The organism is Reinekea marina, from assembly GCF_030409715.1.
In the GTDB taxonomy this organism is placed as follows: domain Bacteria; phylum Pseudomonadota; class Gammaproteobacteria; order Pseudomonadales; family Natronospirillaceae; genus Reinekea; species Reinekea marina.
On sequence record NZ_JAUFQI010000001.1, the window covers coordinates 3,060,741 to 3,075,368 of the forward strand.

Here is a 14,628-nt window from a genome sequence, read left to right on the forward strand (position 1 = left end):
TTAGTGTTCTCTCAAAATAAAACAACCTAGAGAGTCACTATGGAAAACGATCAGCACAAAACCGTTGCATTTGAATCTGTGTTAAATAAAGCCGTCTCGCGCCGTCGCGTTATTCAATCTGGAGGCGCTATAGGCGCTACCAGTTTTTTAGGCGGCGCTTCAACTTTAGCCATGTCGGCTACCCAAGCGACCTATTTAATGGGCTTCGACCCTATTCCGACGTCAACCGCAGACGAGATTCAACTTCCCTCGGGTTACCATTACGAAGTGTTAGTTGCCTGGGGTGACCCAATTATTAAAGGTGCCCCTAAATTTTCAGTGAGTAACAGCGCTGACGATCAAGCTGGGCAGTTTGGTGACAACACCGATGGCATGAGCATATTTCATTTACAGACGAAGCAAGGTGGCTTAGATGAAAATCGCGCCGTCATGGCGGTAAATAGTGAATATATAAATAAAGAGTTTATGCACACACACCAAGGCAAAAATATGAGCGCAGACGATGTTAAAAAAGAAATCGTTGCGCACGGTGTTAATATTTTTGAAGTTAAAAAGAATAAAAAAGGATCTTGGAAAGTTAACAAAAACTCACCTCTGAACCGCCGATTACATGGCGATGCTGATGAGTTTATTATGACAGGGCCTGTCACCGGGCACCCACTGGTGCAAACAGCGATGGATCGCAGCGGTTCAAAAATTCGCGGCACTCTAAATAACTGCGGCAACGGGCAAACCCCTTGGGGCACCTATATAACCTGCGAAGAAAACTTCAATGGGTACTTCGGCGCACCAGAAGCTACGCCCTTAAATGATGAGCAACGCGCTTATGGATTGTCTGAAACTGGTTTTGATTATAACTGGTGGCCACACGAAGATCGTTTCAATTTAGCCAAGCACCCAAACGAAGCAAACCGCTTTGGTTGGATTGTAGAAATAGACCCACTTGACCCCAGCTCTAAGGCCATGAAGCGTTCAGCATTGGGGCGATTCAAACACGAGAATGCAGCTATTACCTTAGCGCCGAACGGGCATGCGGTTGTTTATATGGGTGATGATGAGCGAGGCGAATTTATTTACAAGTTTGTCTCTAAAGAGACCTATAAAGAAAACGATCGCGCGCACAATATGCGATTGCTTGAAGAAGGCACATTGTACGCAGCAAAGTTTAACGACAATGGCTCGGGTGAATGGATTGAGCTGAGCTTTGGTAAAAATGGCCTAACACCCGCCAATGGTTTTAAAGACCAAGCTTACATCTTAGTGTACGCCCGCATTGCGGCCCGTTTTGTGGGGGCGACATCGATGGACAGGCCAGAATGGGTGGCTTGCCACCCTTCTTCGCCTATGGTTTTTTGCACGCTTACGAATAACAAATACCGAGGCGAACGTGATTCACAACCAGTCAACGCGGCAAACCCTCGTGAGAAAAACCCATTTGGACATATCATACGTTGGGTACCAGAAAACAGAGACCACAGTGCGCAACGTTTTGGCTGGGATCTATTTGCGATGGCCGGTAACCCTAATACGCAAACAGGGCTCATGGCCGGCAGTGAGAATATAAGCGCCGATAACATGTTTAACAGCCCCGATGGGCTCGCGTTTGATGCTGACGGCCGTTTATGGATACAAACCGATGGCAACTACAAAAATGAAGGCATTTTTGAAGGCCAAGGCAACAATCAAATGCTTTGCGCCGATCCGGTTACAGGGCATATACGCCGCTTTTTAGTAGGACCTAAAGAATGTGAAATTACCGGTTGTACGTTCGCGAATGATCAACGGACTTTGTTTATTGGTGTACAACACCCAGGTGTTGGCTGGCCAAATGCCGAAAAAGACGGTGTTCCACGCTCGGCCGTAGTTGCCATTCGCAAAGACGATGGCGGCATTATTGGAAGCTGAATCTAGTTAATATTGACCGATTTGAAGTGACAAGGAAGTTCACATAATAAATCTAACCACCTTTTGGCCAGCGTGATTCGCTGGCTTTTTTTTGCGACTAACTAATCTACTCCACAGCACTTTACACCAAATTATTTCGCCAAATACGCCATTTTATTCTGAAAAACTCAATTGATCGGCCTGAAAGCCTGAAATACGGCACGTTGAAAGTTGGCACAAACCTTGAAATAGCACAATTGTCACATTCAATTATCTCAAGGGAAAAATACCATGACAGCGACAACCGATACATTTGACACTCAAAAACGCGCATTTCAATCTAAACGCTCAAAAGGCTGGGGTGTTGGGCTTTACCGAAATACTGAAGACGCGAAGCTCGCAGGCGTTTGCTCTGGCGTGGCTGAGTACATAGAAATGGAAAAAGGTTTATTGCGAATATTGTTTTTAGCAAGCCTTCTGTTTAGCTCTGGCGGCTCCGGTTTTCTATACCTAATAGGCTGGTTAGCACTGGCTCCTAAACCAAAGGCCGAGCCAACGTCAACAACCACGCAAGATGAAGAGCAGTCTTCTGAACCAGCAGAGCTTTAATATTTAAAAATTCGGCAAGGTAACAGGGATGTTGCCTTGCTAATCCAATTTATACACTCTAACAATGCTATCAAGTTCGCTTACTGAGCTTTCTGTTTGATTAGACGCCGTTAAATTTGACTGCGCAATCGCAACAGTTGTATCGCCAATGGTGGCAATATCAGCCATATTCGATTCGATTTGCTGATAAAGCTGATGCTGGTATTGTGACTCTTGCTCTATAGTTTGATTCAACGCTTTAACTTGCTCTACACCTTCGTGCACCTTGCCAACCAAATCATTCATGGCCGACATATCCGTCGCCGTAACTTCAACGCCCTGTAGGGCAGACGACAAATTATTTAGCATTTGGCGAGTTCCCTGCTCTAAACTTTCAACGGTGTTCGCAATATCTTCAGTTGAGGTTTGAGTTCGGTTTGCCAGGGTCCTAACTTCATCGGCCACCACAGCAAAGCCTCGTCCTTGCTCGCCCGCACGAGCGGCTTCAATGGCCGCATTGAGCGCTAATAGATTGGTTTGATCGGCAATGCCTCTGATCTCGCTCAGCATTTTGCTGATCGACTCGCTGTCGGCTGCTAACTTGGCTGAAAAGTCAGAGGTCCCTTTCAGCTGCTCACTCAACTGTAAAACACTTTGCTGTGTTTTTGTGACTAACGAATAGCCTTCAGAGGAAAACCGATTAACTTTTTCAGCCCCTATACAGGCTTGTTTCGAATTCTCACTGATACAACCATTGTGCTCCGATGCGGCCTGAACGCCCTCTATAACCGCTTGGGTCTTCGTTTGCTGCGATTGCACACCATCATTGAGCTTAACGCTGTCTTCATGCTGGGAGTGTGCATTAGTGCTCATTAAGCCCACCGAACTGTTTACACGATGCATCAGCTGCCTCAGGTCTTCCGCCATTCCATTAAAACTAGCAATAATATCGCCAATCATGTCATCGCTTTCTAAGTGACACTGGTGCGAAATATCCTTATCGGATATTTGGCGCGCAACCACGGCAATTTGCTGCAACTTCACCAACAGTATTTTGTGCAAAATAATGTAGTTTGCGACACCCATTACCAAGCCAGCCATCACGCAGGCTACAGCAAATACTCCTAACAATCCGGGCTTAAACTCAACAAACAATGAGGCAAAAAATGGAAATATCGCGCCAATCACCAAGCCAAAAGCCAAAAACGACGTTAACGTATTCGATAACAAGCTGTGCCGATTCAATAATTTCATAGTTATCCCTACAAGAAGTAAACGCCAACCTTAGTATTGTCGCCTTAATCTTCGTTTACTTTAGACAAAGTTTTGTACAAATGCCTATTTGAAAAGGCACAAACCCTTAAAATTATCGAACATTCTAATTAACCTAGATAAAATTGATTAAAAAACAACAAAACTGATCGAAAATCACACGGAAAGTGAATTTTTATCAAAAGAATCAATAATTTAGCAAAAAAGGTGTTGACGACCTCGATGAAAATCCGTTTAATACGCCCCCGTTGACGAGATGAATATCTCAGCCAACATTGCCCAGATAGCTCAGTCGGTAGAGCAGGGGACTGAAAATCCCCGTGTCCGTGGTTCGATTCCGCGTCTGGGCACCATCAAATTTCACGAAGAAGCCTGCAGCAATGTGGGCTTTTTTGTGCCTACTCGAAACGCTCGGCGTCTTTAATCGCGCCACATCCCAATATGATCAAAAAATAATCTATTGAAATATTACACCGTTTGAACGTATTATACCTTTCGGTCAGGTTCAATTTGACTCGTAAGCAATCAATTAAAACTAAAACAAATGAGGATATTGCATGAAGTACATTTGCAAAATTGCCCTAACAGCAACTTCGCTGTTTTTATCGGCCTATGCCGCTTCGGCTGGAACCAACATTGAAACCAGTTTCGGCTTTGGTTTATCAGATGCAAAACTTGCTGAATACACCTACACAGATGGCAGCACTAAAACATTAATCGCCGGCAATGGCCTTGGGCTGGCGGTTAACCAAACCTTGACCACATTAAACTCTGTCGATGTTATTGCCGGCCTTGGGTTTCAATGGGGATCTATAGGCGATAGTTCGACCTCCACTTTATTCTACGACGGGTTTACCTATTTCCCCTTAGAGCTCAATGCCAAGTACCACATTACTAAAGAAATCGCGGTTAAAGGCGGAATTTCTTATTTGCTTTTCCCAATGTACATGTCACAAGAAGGGGACCAAAAGGCTAAATTTAAAGGAACGAGTAACTTAGGCTACAACGTTGCGTTGCACTACGATATTGGCGGTGTTTATTTCTACGGCAAGTACTCTGCAAATACCGTTGCCTATACCGAATTAAGCGATGGCGATGGTAACTCAGCCGACATAACTGGTGCTGTAGACGATGAGATCGTCAATGTTTTTCACCTAGGTGTCGGAATTAACTTCGACATGTTCTCAAAATAGGCGGCTTTTTTTAATTTAGCTTCGCCTTTCAGCAATCATTCTAATTAGCCGAACGCTTCGTTCGGCTTTATTCACCTTTAGGATGAGCCTCTTTCCCACCCTCCTATGCTAAGATGCCGCTACAATCCCTTTCAAATTGAATAGCGATATTTATGAGCTCTAATTCGAACCATTTCCCTCAATGGCTTGCCGTTACCTTGTTGATCAGTGTAGCGACCATGTTTGCTGGTAACCACGTTGCAGCTCGTTTGGCGTTTGATAATGGCGCAGGGCTGATCATTGCGCTACTGGCACGCAGTGGTTTTGCGTTAGTGATTATGGCAAGCCTAGTCATTTGGCAAGGGCAATCGCTACGCATAGCGAGAGGAAAACGACGCTTTCAATTATTGCTGGGGTTAATGATCACACTGCAGAGCTTGGCACTCTATTCATCAGTAGCGCGAATTCCCGTACCCATTGCGCTATTACTGATTAATTCTTGGCCGATAATTTACACGCTGTTAAATTGGGTGCTTTCTGGCATTAAGCCCACCGGCCGTTTTATTTTTATTATGGTAACCATTTTATTCGGATTGGTTCTCGTGCTCGATATTCCAAGCTGGTTCAACGGTGAGCAAGCTTTGGAAGGCGATTGGTTTACTGGCATTGCCTTAGGTGGGTTATCGGCCGTATTTTTAGCTATTGCGATGCGGTTAATGGATTTTCAGCTTGCGCAAATGAGTGGTTCAGTGCGTAGCGGTTTTTCTATGCTTTTTGTCGTGCTAACGCTAATGATCGTTGGCATCAGTGGCGTTGTACCAAACGGTATGACTCTGCCCATTAACGGAATCGGTTGGTTTGGTTTAGCCGCGCTTGCGGTGCTTTACGGTACCGCTTCTTCGATGTTGTTTATTTCATTGCCAAGACTAAACATGGCGCGAAACTCCCCAATTGTAAATTTTGAACCTGTCGCGGCGTTGTTTTTAAGTTGGTGGATACTGAGCCAAACGTTAAACACCATTCAACTTATTGGCGGTGCGGTCGTTATGTTTGGTATTGTGTTGCTCAGTTTTTCTAAACGTCCTAGTTAAAGGCAACATAAACAACATGAAAAAACAGGTATCCGACAAAACCCAACAAGAAGCACTTCAAGTCGCTAAAGCGACGGCTCGCTCAGGCCAAACCAAAGAGCAAACCAAGCTGATTGCCAAGGGTGTCGAAAAGGGCATTGCTGAGTATAAAAAGCAACAAAAAGCCAAAGCCCGCGAGCGTGATAGAGCCAAGAAAAAAGTCGACACCCATGCAACTGTAACCGCCAATGAAACCACAGAAAAATCTGGCGCATTAACTTGGTTGCCGTGGGCACTGTTAGCCATTAGCTGGCTTGGTTTTATTATTTATGCCGTTTTAACCGCTTAATGTTTGATCCTGCTAGCGACCCTTTTGTTGCCCCACCTTGCAACGAGGCTATCCTCACATTATTTGAAGATGACGACATTCTTGTTATCAACAAACCCAGTGGTTTGTTGAGTTTATCGGGCAAAAACCCATTAAATAAAGATTCGGTTCATTATCGGCTAAACCACAGTCGCCCGGGAATTCGGTTGCTACATCGGCTCGATCTTGGCACTTCTGGCGTCATGCTATTGGCTAAAAACAAAGCGGCCAATACCGCTCTGATGCATCAATTTCAACAACGAGCCGTGGAGAAAATCTATTTAGCTGTACTCGATGGTATCGTTGAACAATCTGAATTTAGCATAGACCTCCCCATTGCTAGGGGTGAGTTTCCTGCGCAAATCGTGTGCGAAAATTCAGGCAAACCCGCCTTAACCAAGGGGACTGTTTTAGCGATTGATACATTGCAACAAAGCACTCGAATTCGGCTCACACCACTGACGGGGCGCACTCACCAATTGCGGCTTCACTGTAAGGCATTTGGTCACCCTATTTTGGGCTGCGACATTTACAAACAAGGTCAAAGCGAAGCGAAAGCACCAAGATTACTGCTGCATGCGTATAGCCTAAGCTTTGTACACCCCGTTCACGGTGAAAATATGAAACTAATGGCCGACTGCCCGTTTTAATTGCTAAAATCAGGTTTTTGCTCATTCAAGGCACGATATGGATTTTGAAATAACAACGGTGGATGATTCTTTTGAAATAGAGCCAATCGACTTATGGCAAACGCAGTGCTTTGTAACCAGCAACCCATACCACTCCCTGCAAAAAGAGTCTTTATTGGCCAGTATCTATAACGATGCCTCTAGCACAAACGTGGCGATCAAAAGTGAAGTGGCGACCAGTGCAAAACAACACCTTAAAGAGAGCGCGCTCGATTTTTTAACCCGTGAAGATGCCGACTTGCAGGCCCTAAACAGCTTTTTATCTGAACTTATTGTTACCGTTGCGGCCGATGTTAACAACGGCTTTTGGCCAGAACAGGCTAATGCAGAAGCGACCATAACTGAAAGTTGGTACCACATTACGCAACAGGGCGGTTACCACGATGCCCACAGCCACCCTAACTGCTCGTGGTGCGGTATTTATTATGTTGAACCTGGCGATGTAGATACTGATCGAAAAAGTGGCGTGAACCGCTTTTACGACCCACGCAACAATGCCGACCACTATTTAGATGCAGGCAGCCAATACCTAAACAGCACCGGCATTTTAGATATGACGCCTTCAGAAGGCCAAATCGTGATTTTCCCTTCCTATTTAAAGCACTCGGCCTTACCTTATTTTGGCCAAAAAGACCGAGTGGTCATCGCCTTTAACGCTCGTGTTGATTTTATTTAAACGGCTAGTCTAAAAAAGTCGCAATCTCTTCTAGGGGCTTTTTCTCAATACTGGGCACTTGGCAATTATCCTCAGGGTAGCCAGCCACTAATATCATATAAGGTCGCTCATCTTTAGGGCGTTTGAGTATTTGGTTTAAAAATTTCATCGGACTTGGCGTGTGCGTCAAGGTAGCAACTCCGGCCTGATGCAGCGCATTAATTAAAAAGCCCGATGCAATGCCCACCGATTCAGAGGTGTAATAGTGCTTTAGCTTTTGGCCTTGATCATCGTAGGTGAATTTCTGCAAAAAGATCACGATGAGATGCGATGCTCGCTCCAAGAAGGGCTTATCAGCATCTGTACCTAGGTGAGACAGCGCATCTAGCCACTCTTCGGGGGCTTTATTGCTGTAAAACTCCCGCTCCTCTTCTTCTGCGGCCTCACGAATTTGCTTTTTAATATCGGGGTTTTTCACCACCACAAAGTGCCATGGCTGCATGTTAGCGCCATTGGGCGCGGTACCCGCGGCTAGTAACGCTTGTTGAATTACGGCATCGGGCACTTGTTTATCGGAAAAATCCCGGACGGATCGGCGTTTTTTGATGTCACGATAAAAGCCTTCCGCTCGTTTTATCATCTCAGCTTCAGGCAATTCGATATAATCGAGTGGCTGTGGGTTATAGTCATTATTCATTATTCTCAAACTCGCTATTAAACGGTGTTTTGGTGTTATTCCATCAGGTCTAACATAGTAGATTTACCCTATTTTTGACAACCGTTTCTGCACTGCCCTAGGTTTTGTGGCATTGCGCCCCTATAATGGGTGTTTTGAATGTTAGGTAAAACGCCGGTCCATGAAATTGTTTAAAAAACGCTATCGCAACCAGCTCGAAAAGTGGAACGCGACACCCGATAATACCGGCTCTAAACTTGGTCATTTTTACGATCGGCATTTTGTAGACCATGCCTTTATTCGGGCACTCAACCGAAATTTTCATGCCTTAGACTCGCATGTTTACCGAGGTGCTCAACCCTCGCCTCGGTTTATAAAACATTTAAAAGCATTGGGTTTTAAAACCATTATTAATTTACGAGGTGAGCACCGTTCGGCCAGCTATACGCTGGAAAAGCAAGCCTGTGAACAATACGGTGTCACCTTAATCAACACTAAATTAAATTCACGTCGCATTCCAGAACCAGCCGAACTAAAACAATGGCTGGCTTATGTTCGTGAATGTGAAAAACCCATGATGTTTCATTGTAAATCCGGTGCCGATCGTGCGGGTATTGCAGCGGCCATGTACCTATTAATAATGACCGACCAAGGCATCGATGCGGCAAAAAAACAGCTGAGCTTGCGCTATTATCATTTAAGCCACTCAAAAACCGGTATTTTGGATCACTTTATAAATGCCTATGCCGATTTCAATGCAAAAACACCCACGCCCTTTATGGAATGGTACGAACACCATTGCGACCGCGACGCAATAACTCAATCATTCAAACCCTCAACATTTTCTAATTGGATCGTCGAAAAGGTATTACACCGTGAGTAACCCCCAAGGTTCACAACTTATTAAACGGCTATGGCGCGATTACACTCGTAAGCACAGTTTAAAACTGATTATTGCCATCTTCTTTATGTTGCTCGAAGGGTACGCCATGTACATCTTCGTCAAAACGCTGCAACCGATGTTCGATGTTATTTTTATCGCTGGTGATGAAAGCCAAATTTGGCCCATTACCCTAGCCGTTTGCGGCGTGTTTGTGATTCGTGGAGTGGGTTCGTTTATTCACCGCTCATTAATGGTAAAAACTGGCGTGCTCATTGTGGGTGACTTGCAGCGCAACCTAACCAGGCATTTATTGTCTCTCGATGTTTCCTTTTTTAACAAACACTCCCCTGGCGAGCTGATTGAACGGGTTAGAGGAGATACGCAAGCGCTACAAGGCTTTGCCAGTACTACTTTGCTTACTTTAGGCCGAGATACAGCGCTTTTAGTAGCTATGTTAAGCAATGCCATCGCCGTAGATTTAATGTGGACGCTGATGATTTTTGTCGGCTTCCCATTGTTAATTTTACCCATTGGCATTTTGCAAAAACTAATACGAAAGCAAACACGAAAAGCCCGCAGCGCTTCGGCGCAACTCTCTACTCGGCTAGATGAAATTTTTCATGGCATTAAGGCCATTAAACTAAACAACTTAGCCAAACACGAAGACGGTCGTTTTTATTCAGGTGTGAATTCGTTTGTTAAAACCCAGATGAAATCAGAATACAGCCGCGCGGCTATGCCTTCCTTCATAGACATCATTGCGGGGGTTGGCTTTATTGCGGTTATTTATTACGGCGGCCAAGAGATCATTGCCGGTGAAAAAACCGCGGGGGCTTTCATGCAGTTTTTTACCGCCATTGCGTTAGTGTTAGACCCGATTCGACGGTTAACAAATATATCCGGTGCCATTCAAGGGGCCATTGCAAACCTTGAGCGCATTTATTTTTTGTTTGATCAAAAGCCCAAGCCGCGTTTAGCCGTTACAGAAAAGGCGTTAGAAAACCCTTATGGCGACATAAAGTTCAAAGACGTTGAATTTGGCTATACAGATCAACCCGTGCTCAACAAACTCAGCTTTAAAGCGCCCGGCGGTAAAACCACAGCTTTTGTGGGCCCTAGTGGCGCAGGTAAATCGACCCTCTTTAATATTCTTACGCTATTAGAGCTACCCAGTGCAGGGCAAATCACCATTGGTGATCAAGACATCTCTAAGGTAGACACTAAAGCCTTGCGCCATGAAATAGCGGTGGTCTCTCAAGAGTCGGCCTTATTTGATGAATCGCTTTACGAAAATATTAAACTCGGTGACTTAGAAGGCGATGATGAAGCGGTGGCGAATGCCGCCAAAGCCGCGTTGGTCTCAAAGTTTGCCGATAGCCTTCCCGACCAACTCGATACTCTGGCAGGGCCACGAGGTTCTAATTTATCGGGCGGTCAACGCCAACGCGTTATTATTGCCCGGGCCTTGCTAAGGGACGCACCGATTTTGTTGTTAGATGAAGCCACCTCGGCATTAGATAATCACACCGAGCAAAAAATTCAGGCTTTATTAGATGACTTTGCGAAAGATAAAACCACGCTCGTTATTGCACATCGGCTAACCACCGTCATGAATGCCGATTTAATTCACGTTATGCACAATGGGCAAATTGTTGAAAGCGGTACACATGAAGAGTTGCTCGCACTGAATAATCATTATGCGGCACTGCACACCACACTAGAGCGTTAGCTACGATTTATTAAAAATCATCTAAACACAAAAAAGCGCACGAATATGTGCGCTTTTAAAATGACATTAACACCATTACAAGATTACAATTTGAGCTTGATTTTAAAGGTTGCTACCGCTTCAATCGTAGTATTCTCCTGTGGTGGTTCACCTTGGGCTTCGACCGTAATTTTTGTCTTCTCTGCTCGTAAATATTTACCAATTTCAGAATCCGCGAAGACATCTAAATAAAGTAATCGAACATCGGTATTTGTGCCATCCTCTATTCGTGCAATTTCGATTTTCGTATCACTCTCTCCATCGCTAATATACACTTTCATAGAGCTTATAAATTCTAGAGTTTGCCCATCAGGATCCGTGACCTCTAATGTAAATCCCGTTAGGTAAGACTCCCCGATATTGTTCTTAGAAGCATTATTATTTTCAAACTCTTGTGAGCTACTTACATCAAATGAGACAAAGTTTTCGAACCCCAATGCTGTAAATGTATTGAAAAGCGAGCTCTTCTGAACCGTAGTCTCAGATTCAACATCCACGATCACTGTCGTTAATGAATCGCATGAGCTTAGAAAAAACATCAATGCAATCGCTGCAATATTTTTCATCTACTTCTACCCTCTCTTTGAAAAAATAGTTTTGTTAGTTTTGCTTTGTTTCTTTTTTAGCTAAATAATAGAGGTGAGTTGCACCATCCCAACCAATGATCACTATTGCGATCAATAACGCAACCTCTACACCCGTGTTAACACCCACCATGATATCGCTGAAGTTTTCTTTATCGACAACGTTTGCAACCGTTAACAAATTTTCGGTTTTTAGCAATATAGCGAGCACGCCAATCCACACCAAATTGAGTATTAAATTACACACTCGAAGACTCGCTCGCCACCATCCTTGAGCAAGTTTTGCGGCGGCTAATAAAATATCGAGTACCAATAACAAAACGATGGCTCCGATTAAAAACTCTGATATTGTCATTGATACATCGGTCAACCAGATACCATCGTGTCGAATCATACTTGGTAGCTCAATTGCGCCTGTGATCCATAATAACATAATGGCCGATACGTTAAGTTCGACGAGCGTCTCAACTTTTGGAATTTTCTTGTTCTGGCTTTGTTGAACCAATGTGTGAGCATTCCATTTATCGAGCCAACTGGCACGCTCCCCCATGCGCTCTAAAATGACAAAAACAACGCCAATCGCCAGTACGGCATTCATATAGGTACCCGGTATACCGAGCAAACTTTGCAATAGCGGTTGAATCACCTTATCAGAACTCCACACTCCCAGTGAAAAAAGTGAAATATGAATAACCGCGACAACTAGCGCCGCTATTTTTATGGCTTCTATAAAGCTTAAATACATGCCAGGACCAATAAGGTACATCGGTTCATCTTGCCCTAACCGAGTCGCCATGCGTATTGGGTGAGGCTGCTGTTGAATAAAGTCAACTGGCTCAACGTTAGCTTCTTGCTCTTCAAACTGTTCTGAAAGAGAATCAAATAATTCGTCTGCGGTATCAGAACGAAGCTTTGCCGGTAAATAACTGGCCACTTTATCTGCGTATGCGCGAATAATATCCATGTTGTAGCTCCTATTTTTTATCCAAAATTCGGTGAATGGTGGTGTTCATAGCCTGCCATTCATCACTTAACGCCGTTAAAACGTCTAAACCCAGCTCATTTAACCTGTAAAACCGCTTTTTGCGATTACTCTCTACCCGCCATTCACTGTCTAACAGACCTTGTTTTTGCAACCGGCGAACGAGTGGGTACAAAGTCCCTTCATCCATCGCTAGGCCCTTAACTTCAAGGCTCTTACGAAGAGAATAACCGTAATGCTCTTCTCTTAGTTGCCCAAGCACCGCCAATACAATGACCCCTCGCCTAAGCTCAAGGCGCATTTTTTCTAGCACTTCCTGAAACTCAATACTGTTTGCCATATACTGTGCACCACATAGTGTATGGCAAACAGTTTAACTAATTGGAACGGAAGTGCAAGTGTTGTACAGAAATTATTTAGGGAATTAGGTAGAGACTACAGTAGTGGGTAGTTAATGTGCGCCGTTCACATATATGATTACCAACACAGAGAGGACATCGGCACAAACGACCGATACAGAGGGAACACCTGCGAATAGCGGCTCCTGAACGATTAGCCGATCATCTGAACAGCGCTTAATTCGGCCTCTACAACCTGGTTCTTGCCTAGTTTTTTAGCCCCATACATAGCATCGTCTGTGCGAGCAATCCATTGATCAACGGTTTCTCCAAGACGATATTGGGATACCCCGAACGAGGCCGTCACAGTTAGTTTATTGCTAAAAAAGGAATCCGCGACCAGTAATTGTAATTCAGCAGCGAGTTTGTTGGCTGTTTCGGCGCTCGCATGATTTGCAAGGACTATAAATTCATCTCCTCCTAAGCGAAAAAGGTGATCGGTTGCTCTAATTCTTAGTCGAATCCTATCAGCAAATTCTCGAAGTAATTGATCACCAGCCAGATGCCCGAATTGATCATTTATATTTTTGAAATCGTCTAAATCAATAATTAAAAGAGACATTAAGTGACCATCTCGCTGCGATGCCGCCACTCCCTTTTCCAAATGATCTCTAAGCGCGATCCGATTGCCGGCCTGAGTCAACGAATCTGTTCGCGAAAGCTTCTGCATCGCATCACGCTGTCGATTTCTCTGAGTAGCAAAAATAAACGTAAACAATGCGGTAGCAAAGAGCGAAAGCCCCACCTTGGCTAACTCTAAATTGGTCAAGCTCGGGGAAAGATAGTAACTGATAGTTAACGTTGATAATAAGGTTAGAACCAATGCAGCTGCTGGTGTTGCCAAGAAAAACGCTGAAATAAAGACCGGGTAGAGAAAATACAGATCAGCCCGACTTAAGAGCATGGTGTTCGCGGTCATTCCCACCAAAGCAATCAACGCAATAAAGGTTCCAATTCCCTGCGTTTTCCCAGTCTTCCAGACGTAACGAATGCCAAAAACTGAAGTGACCACCCCAATAAAGTCGATGATTGCTACTACGTACTCTCCTGAAAATAAGCGAATAAACGTGAAGGGGACTAAACCTGTTAAACAAACTATGCATATACCAATAACGATAAGTTGTTCTGGGGAGCGTTTGAACATAAATCCGTTGTCCATAAAAAATTAGTATCGAATAGACCACTTTAACCCCTGGCTCATAAATCAACAACTACTCGTCTTTAACTAACAGATTTATTTTTACGGCCTCTATTGCTTGTAGTAAGTGTAATTAACTTAATGTTTTTTACTGTTTTTCAATCTTTTGAATCGGGCTACCTTTATATCCGCTTTTGGTATGAGAGAAAATCCTGAAACCGTATTAATGAAGCTTTTATGGGCAGCATGTGAAGTAGAAGCCACTGCCTAGAACTCACCAAACACATACAATTATTACTGACGGAATTTGAGCAAAAATTGAAAGAACCGATATGTAGAATTGAAATAATTGTCGCGTAACTAATAACCAGATTTTCTGAAATATTTTTGGCTGAGCGCTTCATCAGTATTAAATCTAACATCTGTTGCTCACGAGCCGTTAGCTTCGAACAAACGCCTTTTTAGAACGCACTCACTGTACCACTTTCTTTTTTATTTTTTA

Annotated in this window: 19 protein-coding genes and 1 tRNA gene; 10 read left to right on the top strand and 10 right to left on the bottom strand. The window is 44.0% G+C overall.

Going from position 1 to position 14,628, the window contains the following annotated elements; all coding sequences use genetic code 11:
- Positions 1-39 precede the first annotated feature (39 nt).
- Positions 40-1,905, top strand: a complete 1,866-nt coding sequence (locus tag QWZ13_RS16765) for a PhoX family protein (RefSeq protein WP_290282788.1) — start codon at positions 40-42, stop codon at positions 1,903-1,905.
- Positions 1,906-2,026: 121 nt separating this feature from the next.
- Here the strand turns inward: QWZ13_RS16765 and QWZ13_RS16770 are convergent, their stop codons facing one another.
- On the bottom strand, positions 2,027-2,197 hold the full coding sequence (locus QWZ13_RS16770) for a hypothetical protein (RefSeq protein WP_290282789.1): 171 nt from the start codon (positions 2,195-2,197) through the stop codon (positions 2,027-2,029).
- On the opposite strand from QWZ13_RS16770, the gene QWZ13_RS16775 reads away from it, so the two are divergent.
- Entirely contained in the window at positions 2,176-2,493 is a 318-nt protein-coding gene (locus QWZ13_RS16775; protein WP_290282790.1) for a PspC domain-containing protein, read from the top strand. The genes QWZ13_RS16770 and QWZ13_RS16775 overlap by 22 nt on opposite strands.
- A gap of 39 nt (positions 2,494-2,532) precedes the next feature.
- Here QWZ13_RS16775 and QWZ13_RS16780 read toward each other — a convergent pair whose 3' ends face one another.
- Positions 2,533-3,573: a methyl-accepting chemotaxis protein gene (locus tag QWZ13_RS16780; RefSeq protein WP_353959026.1), complete on the bottom strand. Its 1,041-nt coding sequence runs from the start codon at positions 3,571-3,573 to the stop codon at positions 2,533-2,535.
- Between the two features lie 43 nt (positions 3,574-3,616).
- Positions 3,617-3,754: a hypothetical protein gene (locus QWZ13_RS16785; RefSeq protein ID WP_290282791.1), complete on the bottom strand. Its 138-nt coding sequence runs from the start codon at positions 3,752-3,754 to the stop codon at positions 3,617-3,619.
- 267 nt (positions 3,755-4,021) lie between these two features.
- Between QWZ13_RS16785 and QWZ13_RS16790 the strand changes: the two genes are divergently transcribed.
- The 6 genes from QWZ13_RS16790 to QWZ13_RS16815 all read left to right on the top strand — a co-directional run bounded on the left by QWZ13_RS16790 (position 4,022) and on the right by QWZ13_RS16815 (position 7,718).
- A tRNA-Phe gene (locus QWZ13_RS16790) sits at positions 4,022-4,097 on the top strand.
- 204 nt (positions 4,098-4,301) lie between these two features.
- Positions 4,302-4,937 (top strand): hypothetical protein, encoded by a 636-nt coding sequence (locus QWZ13_RS16795; RefSeq protein ID WP_290282793.1) that lies wholly within the window; start codon positions 4,302-4,304, stop codon positions 4,935-4,937.
- Between the two features lie 152 nt (positions 4,938-5,089).
- A complete protein-coding gene (locus QWZ13_RS16800) occupies positions 5,090-6,007 on the top strand; it encodes a DMT family transporter (protein WP_290282794.1) in 918 nt (305 codons plus the stop codon).
- Positions 5,973-6,335 (top strand): DUF2956 domain-containing protein, encoded by a 363-nt coding sequence (locus QWZ13_RS16805; protein ID WP_290282795.1) that lies wholly within the window; start codon positions 5,973-5,975, stop codon positions 6,333-6,335. The genes QWZ13_RS16800 and QWZ13_RS16805 overlap by 35 nt, the downstream gene beginning before the upstream one ends.
- Positions 6,335-7,003, top strand: a complete 669-nt coding sequence (locus QWZ13_RS16810; protein WP_290282796.1) for an RluA family pseudouridine synthase — start codon at positions 6,335-6,337, stop codon at positions 7,001-7,003. The genes QWZ13_RS16805 and QWZ13_RS16810 overlap by 1 nt, the downstream gene beginning before the upstream one ends.
- Positions 7,004-7,040: 37 nt before the next feature.
- Positions 7,041-7,718 carry a TIGR02466 family protein gene (locus QWZ13_RS16815; RefSeq protein ID WP_290282797.1) on the top strand — a complete coding sequence of 226 codons (678 nt, stop codon included), beginning with the start codon at positions 7,041-7,043 and terminating at the stop codon, positions 7,716-7,718.
- A gap of 4 nt (positions 7,719-7,722) precedes the next feature.
- Here the strand turns inward: QWZ13_RS16815 and QWZ13_RS16820 are convergent, their stop codons facing one another.
- The gene (locus QWZ13_RS16820) at positions 7,723-8,394 is read right to left on the bottom strand and encodes a nitroreductase family protein (RefSeq protein ID WP_290282798.1); all 672 of its coding nucleotides are present in this window, start codon (positions 8,392-8,394) and stop codon (positions 7,723-7,725) included.
- A gap of 160 nt (positions 8,395-8,554) precedes the next feature.
- On the opposite strand from QWZ13_RS16820, the gene QWZ13_RS16825 reads away from it, so the two are divergent.
- Both QWZ13_RS16825 and QWZ13_RS16830 read left to right on the top strand, forming a co-directional pair.
- Positions 8,555-9,256: a fused DSP-PTPase phosphatase/NAD kinase-like protein gene (locus tag QWZ13_RS16825; protein ID WP_290282799.1), complete on the top strand. Its 702-nt coding sequence runs from the start codon at positions 8,555-8,557 to the stop codon at positions 9,254-9,256.
- Entirely contained in the window at positions 9,249-10,985 is a 1,737-nt protein-coding gene (locus QWZ13_RS16830) for an ABC transporter ATP-binding protein (RefSeq protein ID WP_290282801.1), read from the top strand. The genes QWZ13_RS16825 and QWZ13_RS16830 overlap by 8 nt, the downstream gene beginning before the upstream one ends.
- A gap of 83 nt (positions 10,986-11,068) precedes the next feature.
- Here the strand turns inward: QWZ13_RS16830 and QWZ13_RS16835 are convergent, their stop codons facing one another.
- The 6 genes from QWZ13_RS16835 to QWZ13_RS16860 form a co-directional block, all read right to left on the bottom strand.
- Complete coding sequence (locus QWZ13_RS16835; RefSeq protein WP_290282802.1) at positions 11,069-11,305, bottom strand: hypothetical protein; 237 nt, start codon at positions 11,303-11,305, stop codon at positions 11,069-11,071.
- 319 nt (positions 11,306-11,624) lie between these two features.
- The gene (locus tag QWZ13_RS16840) at positions 11,625-12,572 is read right to left on the bottom strand and encodes a hypothetical protein (RefSeq protein ID WP_290282803.1); all 948 of its coding nucleotides are present in this window, start codon (positions 12,570-12,572) and stop codon (positions 11,625-11,627) included.
- A gap of 10 nt (positions 12,573-12,582) precedes the next feature.
- Positions 12,583-12,930 carry a PadR family transcriptional regulator gene (locus QWZ13_RS16845; RefSeq protein ID WP_290282804.1) on the bottom strand — a complete coding sequence of 116 codons (348 nt, stop codon included), beginning with the start codon at positions 12,928-12,930 and terminating at the stop codon, positions 12,583-12,585.
- 212 nt (positions 12,931-13,142) lie between these two features.
- Positions 13,143-13,907 carry a GGDEF domain-containing protein gene (locus QWZ13_RS16850; protein WP_290282805.1) on the bottom strand — a complete coding sequence of 255 codons (765 nt, stop codon included), beginning with the start codon at positions 13,905-13,907 and terminating at the stop codon, positions 13,143-13,145.
- Entirely contained in the window at positions 13,873-14,172 is a 300-nt protein-coding gene (locus QWZ13_RS16855) for a hypothetical protein (RefSeq protein WP_290282806.1), read from the bottom strand. The genes QWZ13_RS16850 and QWZ13_RS16855 overlap by 35 nt, the downstream gene beginning before the upstream one ends.
- Before the next feature lie 136 nt (positions 14,173-14,308).
- Complete coding sequence (locus QWZ13_RS16860; RefSeq protein WP_290282807.1) at positions 14,309-14,530, bottom strand: hypothetical protein; 222 nt, start codon at positions 14,528-14,530, stop codon at positions 14,309-14,311.
- Between the last annotated feature and the right edge of the window lie 98 nt (positions 14,531-14,628).